Source organism: Streptomyces erythrochromogenes (assembly GCF_040684695.1).
Taxonomy (GTDB): Bacteria; Actinomycetota; Actinomycetes; order Streptomycetales; family Streptomycetaceae; genus Streptomyces; species Streptomyces erythrochromogenes_C.
Map to the genome: position 1 here is coordinate 367459 of NZ_JBFBGM010000001.1, position 19073 is coordinate 386531.

General features: G+C 76.6%; 5 protein-coding genes. All 5 read right to left on the reverse strand.

The features are described 5' to 3' along the window. Window positions 1–40 precede the first annotated feature (40 nt). The 5 genes from AB0O53_RS01560 to AB0O53_RS01580 all read right to left on the reverse strand — a co-directional run bounded on the left by AB0O53_RS01560 (window position 41) and on the right by AB0O53_RS01580 (window position 19031). A complete protein-coding gene (locus AB0O53_RS01560) occupies window positions 41–676 on the reverse strand; it encodes a VOC family protein (RefSeq protein WP_350988773.1) in 636 nt (211 codons plus the stop codon). A 73-nt stretch (window positions 677–749) separates the two neighbouring features. Further along, on the reverse strand, window positions 750–2063 hold the full coding sequence (locus tag AB0O53_RS01565; protein ID WP_365192647.1) for an MFS transporter: 1314 nt from the start codon (window positions 2061–2063) through the stop codon (window positions 750–752). Then, window positions 2060–9262: a non-ribosomal peptide synthetase gene (locus AB0O53_RS01570; protein WP_365192649.1), complete on the reverse strand. Its 7203-nt coding sequence runs from the start codon at window positions 9260–9262 to the stop codon at window positions 2060–2062. The genes AB0O53_RS01565 and AB0O53_RS01570 overlap by 4 nt, the downstream gene beginning before the upstream one ends. A gap of 58 nt (window positions 9263–9320) precedes the next feature. Then, a complete protein-coding gene (locus tag AB0O53_RS01575; RefSeq protein ID WP_365192651.1) occupies window positions 9321–17189 on the reverse strand; it encodes a non-ribosomal peptide synthetase in 7869 nt (2622 codons plus the stop codon). Window positions 17190–17288: 99 nt separating this feature from the next. Continuing rightward, on the reverse strand, window positions 17289–19031 hold the full coding sequence (locus AB0O53_RS01580) for a condensation domain-containing protein (RefSeq protein WP_365192653.1): 1743 nt from the start codon (window positions 19029–19031) through the stop codon (window positions 17289–17291). Between the last annotated feature and the right edge of the window lie 42 nt (window positions 19032–19073).

The window sequence follows — 19073 nt, forward strand, 5'->3', positions numbered from 1 at the left end:
TACGGCATGTGCAACGTCCCGCGGGTCGGCCGGGCCCCGGTCAGATGGTGACCGGGCCCTTGGCGGTGGCGAATTCGACCGAGACCAGGCCCGGTTCCTCGTCCTCGACCCAGGTGACGTCGATCTGGTCGAGGGGATGGTCGGCCGGCTCGCCGAGGAATTCGGCGATCGAGGGCGCGTCACCGGCGATGGAGACGCCCTGGATGGTGGTGGAGGTGCGCGGACCGGCGCTGGGGCGCTCCTCGTCCGGTACCAGCCACTGCAGGAAGTAGGGCAGCTGCGGGTCCTCCAGCAACTCCAGCAGGCCGATCTGCTTCCACCGCAGGTCGAACCCGTCGGGGCGGACGCGGTGGCCCTCGGCCGAGGTGCGGCCGAGGCGGGCCTCCACCGGGGCGATGTCGTCGACGGAGACCACCCAGCCGAGCCAGCCGCCGCCCTCGGCGGCGCGGCGCGCGACCGCCCGGCCGAAGGGCGCGCGGTCGGCGGCGGGGTGGTCGAGCGTGGTGACGACCTCGACGTAGGTGCCGCCGCTCAGCGGGAGGATGAAATTACGGGTGCCGAACCGCGGGTGCACGCCCCCGTCGACGAACCCGGCGCCGAGGGCCGATCCGATCCACTGGACGGTCGAGACGAAGCTGTCGCGGGCCACCGCATAGGACACATGATCAAGTCGCACTCCGGCATCCTCACCCGGCGACCCGCACAAATCCCGGCGCCACGCCCGCGCCCCGGCCGCGTCCGCCGCGGATTCAGCCGTGGAGCGGATCGGCCGCCGTCGTCCCGGCGGGGGAGGCTCCGTCCTCCTTCCCGGCCGGCTCCGGGGCCGTCGGCAGGTCCTGCCCGCCGCGGAGCGGGCCCGTCAGGAGGAGCAGCGCGCACAGTGCGTTGCCGCCGTAGAGGAGCCACAGGGCGTCGCGTTCGCCGAGGAGGGTGCCCAGGGCGCCGCCGAGGAGGCTGCCGACGGGGATCGTCCCGTACATCACGAAGCGGATCGTGGAGCCGACCCGGCCCAGCATGTCCGGCGGGCAGTACGCCTGCCGGAAGCTCACGATGATGACGTTCCCGGCGACCACCCCCGTCATCAGGCAGAACTCCCCGACCAGGAAGGCCAGCAGCCCCACCCCGTCCGTGGTGAGCGGGATCAGCAGCCCGAACGGGCCCCCGCAGAAGGCGCACAGCAGGACCGCCCGGGCCGTCCCGAACCGGCGGGTCAGCCGAGGCGAGACCACCGCGCCCAGGACCCCGCCCAGCCCGGCCAGGGCGATCAGGACACCGATCAGCGCGCCCGGCGCGCCCACCGTCCGGCTCAGGAACAGGATCGACAGGGACTGCGCCCCCGCCAGGAACAGGTTCATCGCGGCGTCGCACAGCAGGATCGTCCGCAGGAACGGGTCCCGGGCGAGGAAGGCCACTCCCGCGCGGATCTCCTTGGCCAACGACCGCTCCGCGGGAGCCCGTTCCTCGCCGCCCGGCGGGCCCTCCGGGGTCCGGATCCGCAGCAGCAGCGCCGCAGAGACCAGGAAGCTCAGCCCGTCGGCGAGGAAGCCGGCCGCCGCGCCGCCGGCCTGGGCCAGCGCCCCGCCCCCACCCGGTGCGACCACCTCCGCGACCGATTCGCTGGTCTGGAGCCGGGCGTTGCCGTCGGCGAGCTCCTCGTGGGGGAGCAGCGTCGGCAGGTACGCGCTGTAGGCGGCCCGGAAGAACACGTCGGCGGTGCCCGACAGGACCGCCACCACCATCAGCTGGGAGGTCGTCAGCAGGCCCAGCCAGGCCGTCGCGGTCAGCGACAGCATCAGCAGCGCCGACACCACGTTGCACACGATCATCACCGGCCGGCGGCGCATCCGGTCGGTCCACGCCCCCACGGGCAGCCCGAACAGCAGCCACGGCACCCAGGCCGCGGCGTTCAGCACCCCCATGGTGAAGGGCCCCGCGTCCAGCGTGTCCACCGCGATGAGCGGCATCAGCACCCGGGTGGCCGCGCTCCCGAACTGGCTCACGGACTCGCCCGCCCACAGCAGCCGGAAGTCCCGGCGGCGCAGCGCGCCGCGACGGGGGCTCACCGGCCCACCGTGCCCTCGCCCAGCAGCGCGGCGATCTCGGCGGCGGGCTTGGACGCCATCATCTCGCCGTGCGCACAGGGTATTTCGTGATGGGCGACCGGGCCGGTGGCGTACGGCTCCCACACCTGCGGCCCGGGCGCGTCCGGCTCGTGGCCGGCGGCGGCCAGCGTCACCCCGCCCCGGAACAGCCGTGGACGGTGGGCCGCGGCCAGCCGGTCGTGGTGGACGTAGGCCTCGCCCAGGGCGGCGACGCTCTCCCCGTCGAAGACCGACAGCGGGCCCTCCTCGGCGGCCACGGCCACCAGCTCGGCGAGGGTCATCGGCTCTCCTGCGGCCGCGCCGTCCTCCTCACGCGGCGGATGGCCGAGCGATTCCAGCAGGTCCCGCAGCGGGTCGGCGGCCGGGGCCGCCGTCTCGCCGGGGGCCGCCGGATAGCCGTCCAGCAGGGTGAGCGCGGCCACGTCCTCGCCGTCCTCCTGGAGCGCCACGGCCAGCTCGTGCGCGACCACCGCCCCGAAGGACCAGCCCAGCAGGTGGTACGGGCCGTGCGGCTGCACGGCGCGGATCCGTGCCGCGTACTCTGCGGCCATCTCCGCCACGCTCCCGGGCCGTGCCCCCGGCTCGCTCAGCGCCCGCGACTGCAGGGCGTGCACGGACTGCCGCGGGTCCAGGTGCTCCACCAGCCCCCGGTACACCCAGCCCGTGCCCGCGCCCGGGTGGACGCAGAACAGGGCCGGCCCGCCGGGCGCGCCCGTACACAGTGTGACCAGCGGCGCCAGCGGGTCCGCGTCCGCGCGGGGGTCCGCCTCCCCGCCTGGGAGCGGGCCGCCGGAGCGGGCCGCGAGAGCGGCGACCGTGGGCGCGGCGAACAGGTCCTGGACCCCGAGGTCCTCGCCCAGCGCCTCGCGCACCCGGGCCATCAGCCGGGCCGCGAGCAGGGAGTGGCCGCCGAGGTCGAAGAAGCCGTCGTCGGCGCCGACGGCGTCGGCCGGCAGCCCGAGCACCTCGGCGAACAGGCCCGCCAGAACCTCCTCCCGCCGGCCGTCCGGCGCGCGGCGCACCCGGCCGTCCCCACCGGGCTCGGGTGCGGGCAGCGCGGCCCGGTCGAGCTTGTCGTTCGGGGTCCGCGGGAAGGCGTCGAGCACGACGAACGCCGACGGCACCATGTGGCCCGGGAGCGTGGCCGCCAGACGGGCGCGCAGATCCGCCGCGTCCACCGAGCCCGTGCCGCCGTCGCCGCCGGGGGCCGGGACCACGTACCCGACCAGCCGCTTCGCGCCGCCGGGGCCGTCCTCCCGTACGGTCACCGCGGCCCGGTCCACCCCGGGCGCCGCCGCGAGCGCGGCCTCGATCTCGCCGGGTTCGATGCGGAAGCCGCGGATCTTGACCTGGTCGTCGGCGCGGCCGAGGTAGTCGATGCGGCCCTGGCGGTCCCACCGGACGAGGTCGCCCGTGCGGTACATGCGGGCGCCGTCCTCGAAGGGGCAGGCCACGAAGCGCTCCGCCGTCGTCCCCGGGCGACGCAGGTAGCCCCGGGCCAGCCCGGCACCCGCCAGGTACAGCTCGCCGGGCACACCCGGCGCCACCGGGCGCAGCGCCGCGTCGAGCACGTACGCGCGGGTGTTGGCGACGGGGCCGCCGATGAGCGGGCGCCCGCTCGCCGCGGTGTCCCACCACAGGGCGTCGACCGTGCACTCGGTGGGTCCGTACAGGTTGTACGCGAGCATCCCCTCCGTGGCGCGCAGCCGGTTCCACAGGCCCTCGCCCGCGGCCTCCCCGCCGATCAGCAGCAGCTTCGGCGGGGCGTCGAGCAGGCCCTCCTCGATCAGGTGCTCGGCGTGCGTCGGGGTGGTGTCGACGACGTCGAGGGCGGCGTCGGCGACGTGCCGGGCGAAGGCGGCCGCGTCGCGGCGCACGGCGTCGCCGATCAGGTGCAGTTCGTGTCCGGCCACCATCCACATCAGGGCGTCCCAGGAGGCGTCGAAGGACAGCGAGGCCACCAGCGCCACCCGCAACTGCCGCCCGGCAGAGCCGCGTTCCGCCTCGGCCATGGTGTGGGCGCGGTGGTGGGCGTACAGGTTGCGCAGTGCGGCGTGGTCGACGACGACGCCCTTGGGGCGGCCCGTGGACCCCGAGGTGTACACGATGTACGCGGCGTCGCCCGGCCGGGGCCGTCGCAGCGGCTCCGCGCCGGCGCCGGTCGAGGCGGCGGCCGTGTCCTCGTCGGCCGTGTCCTCCTCGGCCGCCCCGCCGGTGAGGACGAGCGGGACCGGCCCCGGCCCCGCCAGCGGCAGCAGCGGGGCGGTCGCGGCGTCCGTGACCACGAGCGCCGGGGCGGAGTCGGCCAGCATGTGCGCGATCCGCTCGGCCGGGTATCCGGTGTCCACCAGGACGAACGCCGCACCCGCCTTGAGGACGGCCAGGATCGCGGCGACCGCCGCCGGGGAGCGGGGCAGGGCGATGGCCACCACCCGCTCCGGACCCGCCCCGGCCCGGACGAGGCGCCGGGCGAGCCGGTCGGACCACGCGTCGAGGGCGCCGAAGCCGATCCGCTCCGCTCCGTGCACCAGCGCGGTCGCGTCCGGGGTGCGGGCGGCACGCGCCGAGAACAGCTCGGGCACGGTGGCGTCCGGCACCGGCAGCGCGGTGTCGTTCCACTCCACCAGCACCCGCCGGCGGGCCTCGGGGCCCAGCGGGTCGGCGGCTCCGACGGGCTGTTCCGGCGCCGCCGCGAGCAGCCTGACCACCCGTACCAGTGCCGCGGCGAGGTCCTCGGCGGTGGCGTGGTCGAACAGCTCGGCCGCGTACTCCAGGAAGCCCGAGATCCCGGCGGGCCGGCCCGCGGCGTCCCGGTGCTCCTGGACGTCCAGCGTCAGGTCGAACTGGGCGACCTCGAAGCGGAACGGCTCGGGGCGGACGTCGAGGCCGGCCAGCGCGAGCTCCGCGTCCCCGCCGTCCTGCACCTGGAGCAGCACCTGGAAGAGGGGGTGGCGGGCGAGGGAGCGCTCCGGGTTGACCGCCTCCACGACCCGCTCGAAGGGCACGTCCTGGTGTTCGTACGCCGCGAGGCCGGTCTCCCGGACCCGGCCCAGGAGTTCGGCGAAGGTCGGATCGCCGGAGACGTCGGTGCGCAGGACGAGGGTGTTGACGAAGAAGCCGACGAGGTCGTCGAGGGCCTCGTCCGTACGGCCCGCGACGGGCGTCCCGATCGGTACGTCGGTGCCCGCGCCGAGCCGGGACAGGGTCACGGCCAGCGCCGCCTGCACCACCATGAAGAGGGTGCAGCCGTGCGCGCGGGCCACCTCCAGCAGCCGGCCGTGCAGCTCGGCGTCCAGGCCGACGGGCACGGAGCCGCCCGCGAAACCGGCCACCGCCGGTCGCGGCCGGTCGTACGGCAGCGCCAGCTCGGCGGGCGCGCCGGCCAGCGCACCTTCCCAGAAGGCGAGTTGGCGGGAGAGCGGGCTCTCGGGGTCGTCCTCCCGGCCGAGCAGCTCCCGCTGCCACAGCGTGTAGTCGGCGTACTGCACCGGCAGCGGTTCGAAGGCGGGCGCGGCGCCCGCGCACCGCGCGGCGTACGCCTCGGACAGGTCCCGGAACAGCGGCCCCCAGGACCACCCGTCGAGCGCGATGTGGTGCACCACCAGGGCCAGCACCCGCTCCTCGGGCCCGGCGGCGAGCAGCGCCGCCCGTACGGGGGGCCGCGCGGCCAGGTCGAACGGGCGGGCCAGCAGCGCGTCGAGGGCTCCGGAGGTCCCTTCCGGACCGCACTCCACCAGGTCCAGGGGCACACCACCCCCCGAGGGCAGCACCCGCTGGTACGGCTCGCCGGCCGCCTCCGGGAACACCGTCCGCAGGGCCTCGTGCCGGTCGGCGACGTCCCCCAGGGCGGCGGCCAGCGCCGAGGTGTCCAGCGGGCCGCGCACGCGCAGCGCGAACGGGCAGTGGTAGCCGGCGGACTGGCCCGCCCGGCTCAGGAACCACAGCCGGCGCTGGGCGGCCGACAGCGGCGGGGCCGCGGGCCGCTCCGCCGCCGCGGCCAGGGCCGGACGGGAGGCGGCCCCGGCCGCGGAGCCCCGGGCCAGGCAGGCGGCCAGCCCGGCCACCGTCGGGTGCTGGAACAGCGAGCGGATGCCCAGGTCGCCGCCCAGGACGGCCCGGATCCGCGAGAGCAGCCGGGTCGCGAGCAGCGAATGACCGCCCAGCTCGAAGAAGCTGTCCTCGGCCCCCACCGACTCCAGCCCCAGCACCTGCGCGAACAGCTCCGCCAGGAGCTCCTCGCGGGGCCCGCGCGGGGCGCGGGAAGCCGGCAGCGCGCCGAAGTCCGGGGCGGGCAGCGCCGCCCGGTCCAGCTTGCCGTTCCGGTTCATCGGGAAGGCCTCCACGACCACGAAGGCCGAGGGCACCATGTGGTCCGGCAGCCGCGCGGCGAGCCGCCCGCGCAGCGCGCCCGGTTCGGCGGTGCGGCCCGCGGCCGCCACCACGTACGCCACGAGGCGCTTCCCGGCGGGCCCGCCGTCCCGGGCGAGCACCGCGGCCTGCGCCACCTCCGGGCAGGCCCGCAAGGACGCCTCGATCTCGCCGGGTTCGATGCGGAAGCCGCGGATCTTGACCTGGTCGTCGGCGCGGCCGAGGTAGTCGATGCGGCCCTGGCGGTCCCATCGGACGAGGTCGCCCGTGCGGTACATGCGGGCGCCGTCCTCGAAGGGGCAGGCCACGAATCGGCCCGCGGTGAGCGAGGGACGGTTCAGGTAGCCCCGGGCCAGGCTCGGTCCGGCCAGGTACAGCTCGCCCGGGACGCCCGGGGCGACGGGCCGCAGCCCGGCGTCCAGGACGTACGCCCGGGTGTTGGCGAGCGGGCGGCCCACGAGCGGCTCCTCGCTGAGGGCGGCGTCCCACCACAGGGTGTCGACGCTGCACTCGGTGGGTCCGTACAGGTTGTGGCAGAGCATTCCCCCGGTGGCGCGGACCCGCGTCCACAGGGCCGCGCCCGCCGCCTCGCCGCCCAGCAGCAGCACCTTCGGCCGGTGCGCGGGATCGTCCAGCAGGCCCTCCTCGACGAGCTGTTCGGCGTAGGTGGGGGTGACGTCCAGGGCGTCGATGCCGGCCCGGGCGATGTGCCGGACCAGCGCGGCCGCGTCGCGGCGGGTGTCGTCGTCGACGAGGTGCAGCTCGTGGCCGGCCACCATCCACAGCAGCCCCTCCCACGACGTGTCGAAGGACAGCGCGGCCGTCAGCGCCATCCGCATCCGGCGCCCGCCGTGCAGCTCCTCCGCGCGGGCGATGACCCCGGCGCGGTGGAAGGCGTACAGGTTGCGCAGTCCCGCGTGGTCGATGACGACGCCCTTCGGCTCGCCGGTCGAGCCCGAGGTGTGGATCACGTACGCGGCGCTGCCGGGCAGGATCCGGCGGCCCGGGACGGGGCCGGCGGGGCCTGCCGGGACCGGGCCCGGCGCGTCGGTCAGGACGCGGACGGCGCCGGTGTCGGGGAGCGCCGGGGCGGTCGCGGAATCGGTGACGACGGTGGTCGCGGTGCCCAGCAGCCGGGCGATCCGCTCGGCCGGGTAGTCCGTGTCGACGGGCACGAAGGCGGCGCCCGCCTTGAGTACCGCGAGCAGCGCCACGACGGAGTCGGCGGACCGGGGCAGGGCCAGGGCCACCAGGTGCTCCGGGCCGACCCCGTGCCCGGCGAGCCGGTGTGCCAGCGCGTCGGCGCGGGCGTCGAGTTCGGCGAAGGTCAGCACGGTGTCCCGGAAGACCAGGGCGGTCGCACCGGGGGTGCGGGCGGCCTGCTCCTCGAACAGCTCGGGCAGGGTCCCCGCGGGCACCGGCGCGGCCGTGTCGTTCCAGCCGGACACGACCAGCGCGCGCTGCTCGGCGGAGAGCGGGTCGGCCTGCCCGACCGGGGCGGCGGGGTCGGCGGCGAGGTGCTCCAGCACCCGGGCGAGGGCGGCCGCGAGGTCCTCGGCGGTGGCCCGGTCGAACAGGTCCGTCGCGTACTCCAGGGCTCCGCCGATCCCGGCCGGGGCGCCCGCCCCGTCCCACCGCTCCTGGAAGTCGGCGGTGAGGTCGAACTTGGCGACGTCCCAGGCGGCCGACTGCTCCGCGCACTCCAGGCCGGGCAGCGCGAAGGCGGGGCCCTCACCGCTGTCCAGGGTCATCATCACCTGGAAGAGGGGGTGGCGGGCGAGGGACCGCTCCGGGTTGACCGCCTCGACGACCTGCTCGAAGGGCACCTCCTGGTGCTCGAAAGCGGCGAGGTCGCTCTCGCGGACCCGGTCCAGCAGCTCGGTGAAGGCCGGGTCTCCGGAGAGGTCGGTGCGCAGGACGAGGGTGTTGACGAAGAAGCCGACGAGGTCGTCGAGGGCTTCGTCCGTGCGGCCGGCGACGACGGTCCCGATGGGGATGTCGGTGCCGGCGCCGAGGCGGGACAGGAGCACCGACAGGCCGGCCTGGATGACCATGAAGAGGGTGCAGCCGTGCCGGCGGGCCAGGTCCAGCAGCCGTCCGTGCAGTTCGGCGTCCAGCTCCAGGGGGACGGAGCCGCCCGCGAAGCTCGCCACCGCGGGGCGCGGCCGGTCGGCGGGCAGGGCCAGTTCGGCCGGGAGCCCGGCCAGCTCCCGTGTCCAGAAGGCCAGTTGTCCGGCGAGCAGGCTCTCCGGGTCGTCCTGCGCGCCCAGCAGCTCGCGTTGCCACAGCGTGTAGTCGCGGTACTGCACCGGCAGCGGCTCGAAGGCGGGTGCCGTGCCCGCGCACCGGGCGGCGTAGGCGGTGGCCAGGTCGGTCAGGAGCGGGCCCCAGGACCAGCCGTCGGTGGCGATGTGGTGGATCACCAGCGCCAGCACCCACTCCTCGTCGTCCAGGGCGAAGAGCCGTGCCCGCAGCGGGAGTTCGGCGGTGAGGTCGAAGACGTGCCCGGCCTCGGCGGCGAGCGCGTCGGCGAGCTCCGCTTCGCCGAGGCGGACCACGGGCAGCTCCGGCGCCCGGTCGGTGACCTGCTGCACGGGCTCGCCGTCCACCTCGGGGAAGACCGTCCGCAGCACCTCGTGCCGCCCGGTCAGATCGCCGAGGGCCGCGGCCAGCGCCCGCGGGTCCAGCGGACCGCGCAGCCGCGTGGTGAGCGGGCAGTTGTACGCGGCGCCGGTCTCGCCGAGCCGGCCCAGGAACCAGAGCCGCCGCTGGGCGAACGAAAGGGGGAACACAGGACCTCCGGGGACGTGCGGGGCGGTACGGGGGGCGGGGGCGGGAGCGGGGGACGGCTCAGGCATCGGAGGCGCGGCGGAGCGTCGGACGGGCCTTCGGCGCGTCGGGGAGCAGGGCGGCGGTACCGGCCGGGGTCGGGTGCTGGAAGAGCTGGCGGATCTTCAGCTCCCGGCCGAGTTCGGCCCGGATCCGGCTGATGAGCCGGGTGACGAGCAGGGAGTGGCCGCCCAGGGCGAAGAAGTTGTCGTCCGGGCCGACCTCGTCCCGGTCGAGGACCTCGGCGTACAGGGCGCGGACGCGGTCCTCGGTGCTGCCGCCCGGGACGGCGGCCGGCCCGGGCACGGCGGGTCCGGCCGCGGCCGCGCGCGGGGCCGGGCCGTCGACCGAGCCGACCGTCCGCTCCGGGGCGGCCGCGAGACCGCGCAGCACCAGGGCCAGGTCCGCCGCCAGCCGCTCGGCGCTCGCACGGTCGAACAGCTCGGTGGCGTAGGTGACTTCACCGGTGAGTCCCAGCGGGCCGCCGTCGGCGGCCCGCTGCTCCCCGAGGTCCACCCCGAGGTCGAACTTGGACACCGCCCACTCGACGGGGTGCGGCCGGGCCGCGAGGCCCGTCAGGCGGGGCAGGGCCGGGGGCTCGCTCTGGACCTGGAGCAGCACCTGGAACAGCGGGTGCCGGGCGAGGGACCGCTCCGGGTTGACGGCCAGCACCACCCGCTCGAAGGGCACGTCCTGGTGCTCGTAGGCCGCGAGGTCGGTCTCCCTCACCCGGCCGAGGAGTTCGGCGAAGGTGGGATCCCCCGAGACGTCCGTGCGCAGGACGAGGGTGTTGACGAAGAAGCCGACGAGGTCGTCGAGGGCTTCGTCCGTGCGGCCGGCGACGACGGTCCCGATGGGGATGTCGGTGCCGGCGCCGAGGCGGGACAGGAGCACCGACAGGCCGGCCTGGAGGACCATGAAGAGGGTGCAGCCGTGCGCGCGGGCCACCTCCAGCAGCCGTCCGTGCAGCTCGGCGTCCAGCTCCAGGGGGACGGAGCCCCCGGCGAAGCTCGCGACGGACGGGCGCGGGCGGTCGTACGGAAGGACCAGCTCGGCCGGGGACCCGGCCAGTTCCTCGGCCCAGAAGTCCAGCTGACGGCCCAGCAGGGAATCGGGATCGCCCTCCTCCCCGAGCACGGAGCGCTGCCAGACGGTGTGGTCCCCGTACTGCACCGGCAGCGGCTCGAAGGCGGGCGCCGTGCCCGCGCACCGGGCGGCGTAGGCGGTGCCCAGATCGGTCAGGAGCGGGCCCCAGGACCAGCCGTCGGTGGCGATGTGGTGCACCACCAGCACGAGCACCCACTCCCGCTCGCCCACCTCCACGAGGCGGGCCCGCAGCGGGAGTTCGGCGGCGATGTCGAAGCGGTGCCCCGACACCTCCCGTACCGCGTCCGCCAGTTCGACGGGGTCGGCGGCCCGGCGCACCTCCAGCGGCACCTCGGCCGCGGCGTCCGCCAGCACCCGGATCACCGGCTCGCCCCCGTGCTCGTCGAAGACGGTCCGCAGCACCTCGTGCCGGGCCACCAGGTCACCGAGCGCCGCACCGAGCGCGGCCGGGTCCAACGGGCCCGACAGCCGGTACGCGAAGGGCACGTTGTGGTGGGCCGAGGGGCCCTCCGCCTGGTGTGCGAACCACAGGCGGTGCTGCGCCGACGACAGCGGCACCGGCTGCCCCGGCTCGGCCCGGCGCAGCGGCGGCCGCGCCCGCTCGGCGCGCCCCGCCAGTTCCGCGAGGGCGGCCACGTTCTGCGCGCGGAACACCTCCCGCACCGACAGCTCCACCCCGAGCGCCGTCCGGATCCGGCTGACCAGCCGGGTCGCCAGCAGCGAGTGCCCGCCCAGCTCGAAGAAGCCCGCGTCGACGGCGACGGCGTCCAGCCCCAGCAGTTCCGCGAACAGCCCCGCCAGGATCTCCTCCCGGGGTGTACGGGGAGCCCGCCCGCCGGAGACGTCCCGCGCGGGCTCGGGCAGGGCCCGGTAGTCCACCTTGCCGTTCGGGGTGAGCGGCAGCGCCTCCAGGACCGTCACCCGGGAGGGCAGCATGTAGTCCGGCAGCAGCCGTTCCAGCCGGCGTCGCACCCCCGGCCCGGACACCTTCCCGACGACGTACCCGGCGAGGCGCTTCTCGCCGTCGGCGGCCGTCCGTACGGCGACCACGGCCTGGCGGACGCCCGGGCACGCGGCCAGCGCGGCCTCGACCTCGCCGGGCTCCACGCGGAAGCCGCGGACCTTCACCTGCTCGTCGGCCCGGCCGAGGAACTCCAGCAGCCCGTCGGCCCGCCACCGGGCGAGGTCGCCGGTGCGGTACATGCGCGTCCCGGGCGCACCGAACGGGTCGGCGACGAACCGCTCCGCGGTGGCCGCGGGACGCCGGTGGTAGCCGCGCGCCACACCGGCACCGGCGAGGTACAGCTCGCCCGGGGTGCCCGGCGGCACCAGCCGCATCCGCCCGTCCAGCACGTACGCACGGGTGCCGTCCAGGGGGCGCCCGATCGGCACCGGGCCCTCGGCGTCCGCGGCGGCGGTGATCAGGTGGGACGTCGCGCACAGGGTCGCCTCGGTGGGCCCGTACAGGTGGCGGACCACAGTGTCCGGGCAGGCGGCCAGCACGGCGCGGACCGCGGCGGGGCTCACGACGTCGCCGCCGGTCAGCACCTCGCGGACGCCGGCCAGCAGGCCGGGGTCCTCCTCGGCGACCACGCGGAACAGACCGGCCGTCAGGTGCACGGCGGTGATGCCCGCCCCGCGGACCAGGGCGCCCAGCCCGGCGACCGTCGGCTCGCCCTCGGGGGCGACGACGACCCGCCAGCCCGACAGCAGCGCCACCCACAGCTCGTAGTCGGCGATGTCGAAGGCGTGCGGCGCGTGGAAGAGGACGCGCTCCGCGCCGCGGGTGTGCCAGCCCCGGTCGGCCACCAGGTCCAGGACGTCCCCGTGGGTGACGGCGACGCCCTTGGGCTCGCCGGTCGAGCCCGAGGTGTGCATCAGGTAGGCCAGCTGCCCGGGCGGGCACGGCGCGGGGGTGAACCCGCCGGCGTCCGCGAGGGCGCCGGGGGCCTGCGCCGCGCCGGCCGGGACGGTCCGCACGCCCTCCGGGGCGAGCCCGGCGTGTGCCTCGTCGACCAGCAGCACGGAGCAGCCCGCGGCGTCCAGGATCCGCCGGGTGCGCGCGGCGGGCTGCCCGGAGTGCAGCGGCAGGTAGGCGCCGCCCGCCTTGAGGACGGCCAGCATCGCCACGACCACCTCGGGGGAGCGCCCCATCAGCACGCCCACCGGGGTCTCGGCGGTGACGCCGAGGCCGGCCAGCCGCCGCGCCAACCGGTCGGCGCGCCGGTCCAGCTCGCCGTAGGTGATGGCGTCGGGGCCGGAGACCAGGGCCACGGTGGCCGGGTGCAGCGCGGCCCGCCGGGCGAATTCCAGGTGCACCGCCGTACCCGCCCGGGGGGCGGCCGGCGGCTGCCAGTCGGCCAGCAGCCGCTGCCGCTCCCGCGGCAGCAGGACCTCCAGGGCCGAGAGCCGGCCGCGCGGCGCCCGTACCGCCGCCGCCAGGACCTCGCGCAGCCGCTCCACGAGGGCGCGCACGGTGGCCTCGTCGAAGAGCTCCGTACGGTACTTGGCGACCGCGCTCAGCCCCTCGCCGGCCCGGGCCGCCTCCGTGAACTGCAGGGCCAGCTCGAACTCGGCCCGCGCTGCGTCCACCTCCTCGGCCACCGCCGTCAGCCCGGGCAGCTCCGGGCCGGCGGCGGCCGCCCGGCGCATCGTCAGCGCCACCTGGAACAGCGGGTGGTGGGAGAGCGAGCGCCGCGGGTTGACCGCCTCGACGACCTGCTCGAAGGGCACGTCCTGATGGGCGAAGGCCGCGAGGTCGCCCTCACGCACCCGCTCCAGCAGTTCCGCGAAGGTCGGGTCGCCGGAGACGTCGGTGCGCAGGACCAGGGTGTTGACGAAGAAGCCCACCAGATCGTCCAGGGCTTCGTCGGAGCGGCCCGCGACGACCGTGCCGAGGGGCACGTCGGTCCCCGCGCCGAGCCGGGACAGCACCACCGCCAGCGCGGCCTGGAGCACCATGAAGACGGTGCAGCCGTGCGCCCGGGCCAGCCCCTCCACCCGCGCGGTCAGGGCGGCGTCCAGGCCGAAGGCGACGGCCGCGCCCGCCGGATCGGCCACCTCCGGCCGGGGCCGGTCGGTGGGCAGCACCGGCTCCTCCGGCAGCCCCGCCAGCGCGGTGCGCCAGTACGACAGCTGCTCCTCGGCCACGCCGTCCAGCAGGGCGCGCTGCCAGAGCGTGTAGTCGGCGTACTGCACGGCCAGCGGCGGGCGCGGCTCGGCGCCGCCGCCCGTGCGGGCCGCGTAGGCGTACGACAGGTCGCCCAGCAGCGGTCCCCAGGACTCGCCGTCGGTGGCGATGTGGTGCAGGGCCAGCACGAGGGTGTGCCGCTCGGGCCCGGCCGTCAGCAGTGCGGCCCGCAAGGGCGTGTCGGTGGCAAGGTCGAAGGGGCGCGCGGCGATCTCGTCGATGTCCGCGCCGGCCGCGTCGAGGAGTTCCAGGACGGGCGCGGCCGGGGGCAGGACGACCTGCCGGGGCTCGCCGTCGGCGGCCGGGTGGACCGTACGCAGGACCTCGTGGCGTTCGGCCAGGTCGGCCAGGGCGCCGCGCAGCGCGGCCACGTCGAGCGGACCGTCCAGCCGGACCGCGACCACGCTGTGGTAGGCCGGGTCGGACCCTTCCATCCGGTCCAGGAACCAGAGCCGGCGCTGCCCCGGGGAGAGCGGCAGACGCGCCGGGCGGGCCTGCGGCCGCAGCGCGGGGCGGGCCCGGCCCGCGCCGTCGACCAGCGCGGCCAGCGCGGCCGGTGTGCGGGCGGTGAACACCTCGCGGATGCCCAGCTCCGCACCGAACGCCCCGCGCATCTGCGCCACCAGACGCATCGCCAGCAGGGAATGGCCGCCCAGCTCGAAGAAGTCGTCGTCGGCGCCCACCTCGGGCAGGCCCAGTACCGACGCGAACAGGCCCGTCAGGATCCGCTCCCGCTCGGTGCGGCCGGCGCGGCCGCCGACGCGCAGGGCGGGGGCGGGCAGGGCCCGCCGGTCGAGCTTGCCGTTCGCCGTCACCGGCAGCCCGTCCAGCACGACCACGGCCGGGACCATGTGCTCCGGCAGCGCGGCGGCCAGCTCGCCGCGCACCCCGGCGGCGGTCGGCGCGGCGCCCGGGCGGGGCACCACGTACGCCACGAGCCGGGGATCGCCCGGGCGGTCCTCGCGGACGACGACCGCCGCGTGCGAGACGCCCGCGCAGCCGGCGGCCGCGCTCTGGACCTCGCCGGGCTCGATGCGGAAGCCGCGGATCTTGACCTGGTCGTCGGTGCGGCCCAGGTACTCCAGGACCCCGTCGGCCCGCCAGCGCACCAGGTCGCCCGTGCGGTACATGCGGGCCCCCGGCTCGAAGGGGCAGGCCACGAACCGGTCGGCGGTCAGAGCGGGCCGGCCGAGGTAGCCGCGGGCCAGCTGCACCCCGGCCAGGTACAGCTCGCCCGCGGTACCGGGCGCCACCGGGGCGAGCCGGCCGTCGAGGACGTACGTACGGGTGTTGGCGGCGGGCCGGCCGATCGGCACGGTGGCGTCCCCGGCCCGGCAGGGCCACAGGGTGACGTCGACCGCGGCCTCGGTCGGGCCGTACAGGTTGTGCAGTTCCGCGCCGGGCAGGACCCGGAAGAAGGCGTCCTGGGTGTGCGCGGGCAGCGCCTCGCCACTGGCGATCACCCGGCGCAGGGAGCGTGCGTCCGCCGCGGCGGGCTCGCGCAGGAACACCTCCAGCATGGACGGCACGAAGTGCGCGGTGGTGACGGACTCCCGGGCGATCAGGTCGGCCAGGTAGGCGGGGTCCTGGTGGCCGCCGGGCTTCGCGACCACCAGGGCCGCCCCGGTCAGCAGCGGCCAGAAGAACTCCCACACCGAGACGTCGAAGCCGCTCGGAGTCTTCTGCAGCACCCGGTCGCCGGCCCCCAGGCCGTACTCCCGCTGCATCCACTCCAGCCGGTTGACGATGGCCCGGTGCGGGACCAGGGCCCCCTTGGGGCGGCCGGTGGAACCGGAGGTGAAGATCGCGTACGCCGGGTGGTCGGGCAGCACCGCCGGCCGCGGTGCGGGATCCGCGGCGGGGAGCGGGGCGTCCAGCCGCAGCACCGGTGTCCCCGGCGCCTGCCAGCCGGTGCTCAGCACCAGCGCCGGGGCGGCGTCGGCCATGATCTGGAGGTTGCGCTCCGCGGGCTGATCGGGGTCCACGGGCAGGTAGGCGGCCCCCGCCTTCAGCACCCCGCACAGGGCGACCATCAGGTCGAGGGAGCGCGGCACCGCGACCGCGACCAGGCTCTCCGGTCCGATGCCGCGGGCCGCGAGCACGTCCGCGAGGCGGCCCGCCCGCGCGTCCAGCTCCCGGTAGGTCAGCGCCTCCCGCTCGAAGACGACGGCGGTGGCGTCCGGGGTCCGGGCCGCCTGCTCCGCGAGCAGCGCGGTCAGCGTCGTCTCCGGGAGGGCGGCGGCGGTGTCGTTCCACTCGGCCAGCACCCGGTGCTGCTCGGTCGCGGTCAGCGCGTCCAGGACCTCCACCGGCGCGTCCGGGTCGGCCGTCCACCGCTCCAGCAGCCGCACCAGCCGCTCGCCCAGCTCCCGTACCCGCCCGGTGCCGATGAGCCCGGGGTGGTGGCTCAGCCGCAGCCCGAGGGACGTGCCCGGCTCGACCACCAGGGTCAGCGGGAAGTGCGTGGTGTCCCGGAACCGGATCCGTGCCTCAAGGCCGAAGCCGGGCAGGTCGAGCGCGTAGTCGCTCATCGGGAAGTTCTCGAAGACCAGGTTGGTGTCGAAGAGGGCGGACGGGGAACCGGCCAGCTTCTGGATCTCCGTCAGCCCCAGGTGGTCGTGGTCCACCAGCTCGGCCCGCTCGCGCTGGAGCTCCGCGCAGACCCGGCGCAGCGGGGCGGTCGCGTCGATCCGGGCCCGCACGGGCACGGTGTTGATCAGCATGCCGATCATCCGGTCCGAGCCCGGCAGTTCGGCGGGCCGGCCGCTGACCGTGAGACCGAAGACCACGTCGTCCTGCCCGGTGGCACGGGCCATGAGCGCCGCCCAGGCACCCTGGACCACGCTGGTCAGCAGCAGCCCGCAGTCCCGGGCCCGCGCGGTCAGCGCCGCGGTCCGCTCCTCGTCCAGCCGCACCACCACGTCCTCGGGGGTGGCCCCGGGGGCCACCCGGCCGGCGCCGTCCGCGATCCGGCCGGGTGCGCCGAGACCGGCCAGGGCGGTGCGCCAGGCCTCCTCGGCGGCGGGCCGGTCGCAGCCCGCCAGGTGCGCCAGGTACTCCCGGTAGGGCCGCACCGGCTCCGGCTCGCCACCCGCGTACAGGGTGAACAGCTCGCGGAAGAGCAGCCCGAACGACCATCCGTCCAACAGGATGTGATGAGCCGTCACCAGGAGGCGGTGCCGGTCGTCCGACAGGCGCAGCAGCGTGAACCGCAGCAGCGGCGGGCGGCGGCTGTCGACGCCCCGCGCCCAGTCCTCCTCCGTCAGCTCCGCGGCCCGTTCCGCGGCCGTCCCGGCGGGCAGGGCGCCGAGGTCGTGCTCCTGCCAGGCCGGCTCCATGTCCCGGCGGACCACCTGGACGGGATCGCCGTTCTTGCGGTGGGTGAGGACCACCCGCAGGTTGGCGTGGCGGCGCAGCAGCTCCCCGGCGGCCCGGCGCAGCCGTCCCGCGTCGAGCGTCCCGTCCAGGTCGACGGTGAACTGGGCGATGTAGAGGTGCTTGGAGTCCTCGTCGTACCCGGAGTGGAAGAGCATGCCCTCCTGGAGCGGGGAGAGGGGCAGGACGTCCTCGATGGCCGGCCGGCTGGTGTTCATGGCTGATGTGTCGCTTTCTGGGAGGCCGTCGGAGAGGAGCGGCTTGGCGGGGCGGGGCGGCGGGGCGGGGTGCGGGGGTGGGGTGCGGGCCGGTCGGGGTCAGAGGAGGCCGAGGGAGGCCGCGAGGTCGTCCAGTTCGTCCTGGCCGATCGCGTCGAGCGCCAGGCCGGAGGCGGGCGGGACGGCGGTCGGGACCGTGGACGGGACCGCGGGGCCGGTGCGGTCGGCGAGCGCCACGAGGGCGCCGAGCATCCGGAACCAGCCCTCGGCCAGCGCCCGGACCTCCGCCTCGTCGTGGACGCCGTCGGCCCAGGCCCAGTCGGCGTGCAGGACGGGCCCGTCCGCCGACTCCAGGACGAAGGCGCTCACCTCGACGGCGTGCGCCATCGGCATGCCCGGCCCGGGGGCGTCGAGCCGGGCCCCGTGGGCGGGCAGCAGCTGCCAGTCGCCCCCGCCGCCCGGACCGCCCAGCCGGCCCAGGTAGTTGAAACCGAGGCCCGCGGGCTCCGCCGCGGCGAGCCCCTCGCCGGCCGCCGGGTCGAGGTGGCGCAGCAGGCCGTACCCGATGCCCTTGCGCGGGACCGCCCGCAGCTGCTCCCGGACCCGCCGCAGCGCCTCGGCGGCGGTGGGGCCGCCCTCCTCGGCGTCCGCCGCGCCGAGGCCGTCCAGGGCGAAGCGGGTGGGGAAGAGGGTGGTGAACCAGCCGACGGTACGGGAGAGGTCGGCCTCGGCGCCGATGTCCTCCCGGCCGTGGCCCTCCAGCTCCACCAGGACCTCCGGGCCGCAGGGCCGCCACCGGGCCAGGGCCAGGGAGAGCCCGGTCAGCAGCACCTCGTTGGCGTCGGCGCCCAGCCGGTCGGCCACCGACGTCAGCAGCGGCCCGGCCGTCGCCGCGGGCAGGCTCAGGGCGAGGTGCGCGGCGCGGTCCTCGTGGTCGCGGGCCGCATCCAGCGGGCGGCGGCCCGCGATGCCCGCGCCCGGCCGCACCACACCGCTCCAGTACGGGGCTTCGGCCGCGGTCCGCCCGCCGGCGGCCTCCGCGGCGAGCAGCTCGGACCAGCGGCGGAACGAGGTGCCGACCGGGTCGAGGGCGCCGGCGGGGGCCCGTCCGGCGGCCACCGCCTCCCAGGCCCGGCCGAGGTCGCCGGTCAGCACCCGCCAGGAGATCCCGTCCACGACCACGTGGTTGACGACCAGGGCCAGTGCCCCGGGCAGCCCGGCCCCGGCGTCGAACCAGACGGCCTGCACGATCACCCCGCCCTCCACCGAGAGCCGGTCGCGGGCCGCGTGCACCTCCCGCGCGACCTCCTCGACGGTGGCCTCACGGCCCTCCGTCGCCACCCGGCGCAGGCACTGCCCGGCGCTCACCGACCCGGCCGGGCGGGTCCGCCAGCCGGAGCCGTCCCGGACCACGCGCAGCATGTCGTGCCGGTCCAGGACCGCCTGGAGGACCTCGGCCGCGCTCTGCCCGGTCAGTCCGGCCGGGGTCCGCACCACCAGGTACTGGTAGTAGCGGTCGGCGGGGCCGCCGCGCTCGTCGAGCCACCGCATCACCGGGGTCGGCAGGACCGGCCCGACCCCGTCGTCTGCGCCCGGCCGGACGGACCGGGCCGACGGCAGGGCGGCGGCGGCCAAGGCGGCCACGTCCGGCAGGGTCAGCACGTCCCGGACGGTGATGCGCAGCCCGGCGCGGCGGGCCGCGCCGACCACCTGCACGGCGATGATGCTGTCACCGCCGAGCCGGACGAAGCCGTCCTGCGGGCCGACCTCCGGGACCGCGAACAGGTCCGCCAGGACACCGCACAGGATCCGCTCCGCCTCGGTCACGTCAATTCCCCTCATGGTCTTCCTCGTTCTCGTTCGCCGCGGGCCTCCACGGGCCCC

Bases quoted from the DNA above. Each gene is read 5' to 3' on its own strand.
- AB0O53_RS01575 (WP_365192651.1), bottom strand. From the start codon at position 17,189: ATGAACACCAGCCGGCCGGCCATCGAGGACGTCCTGCCCCTCTCCCCG.
- AB0O53_RS01580 (WP_365192653.1), bottom strand. From the start codon at position 19,031: ATGAGGGGAATTGACGTGACCGAGGCGGAGCGGATCCTGTGCGGTGTC.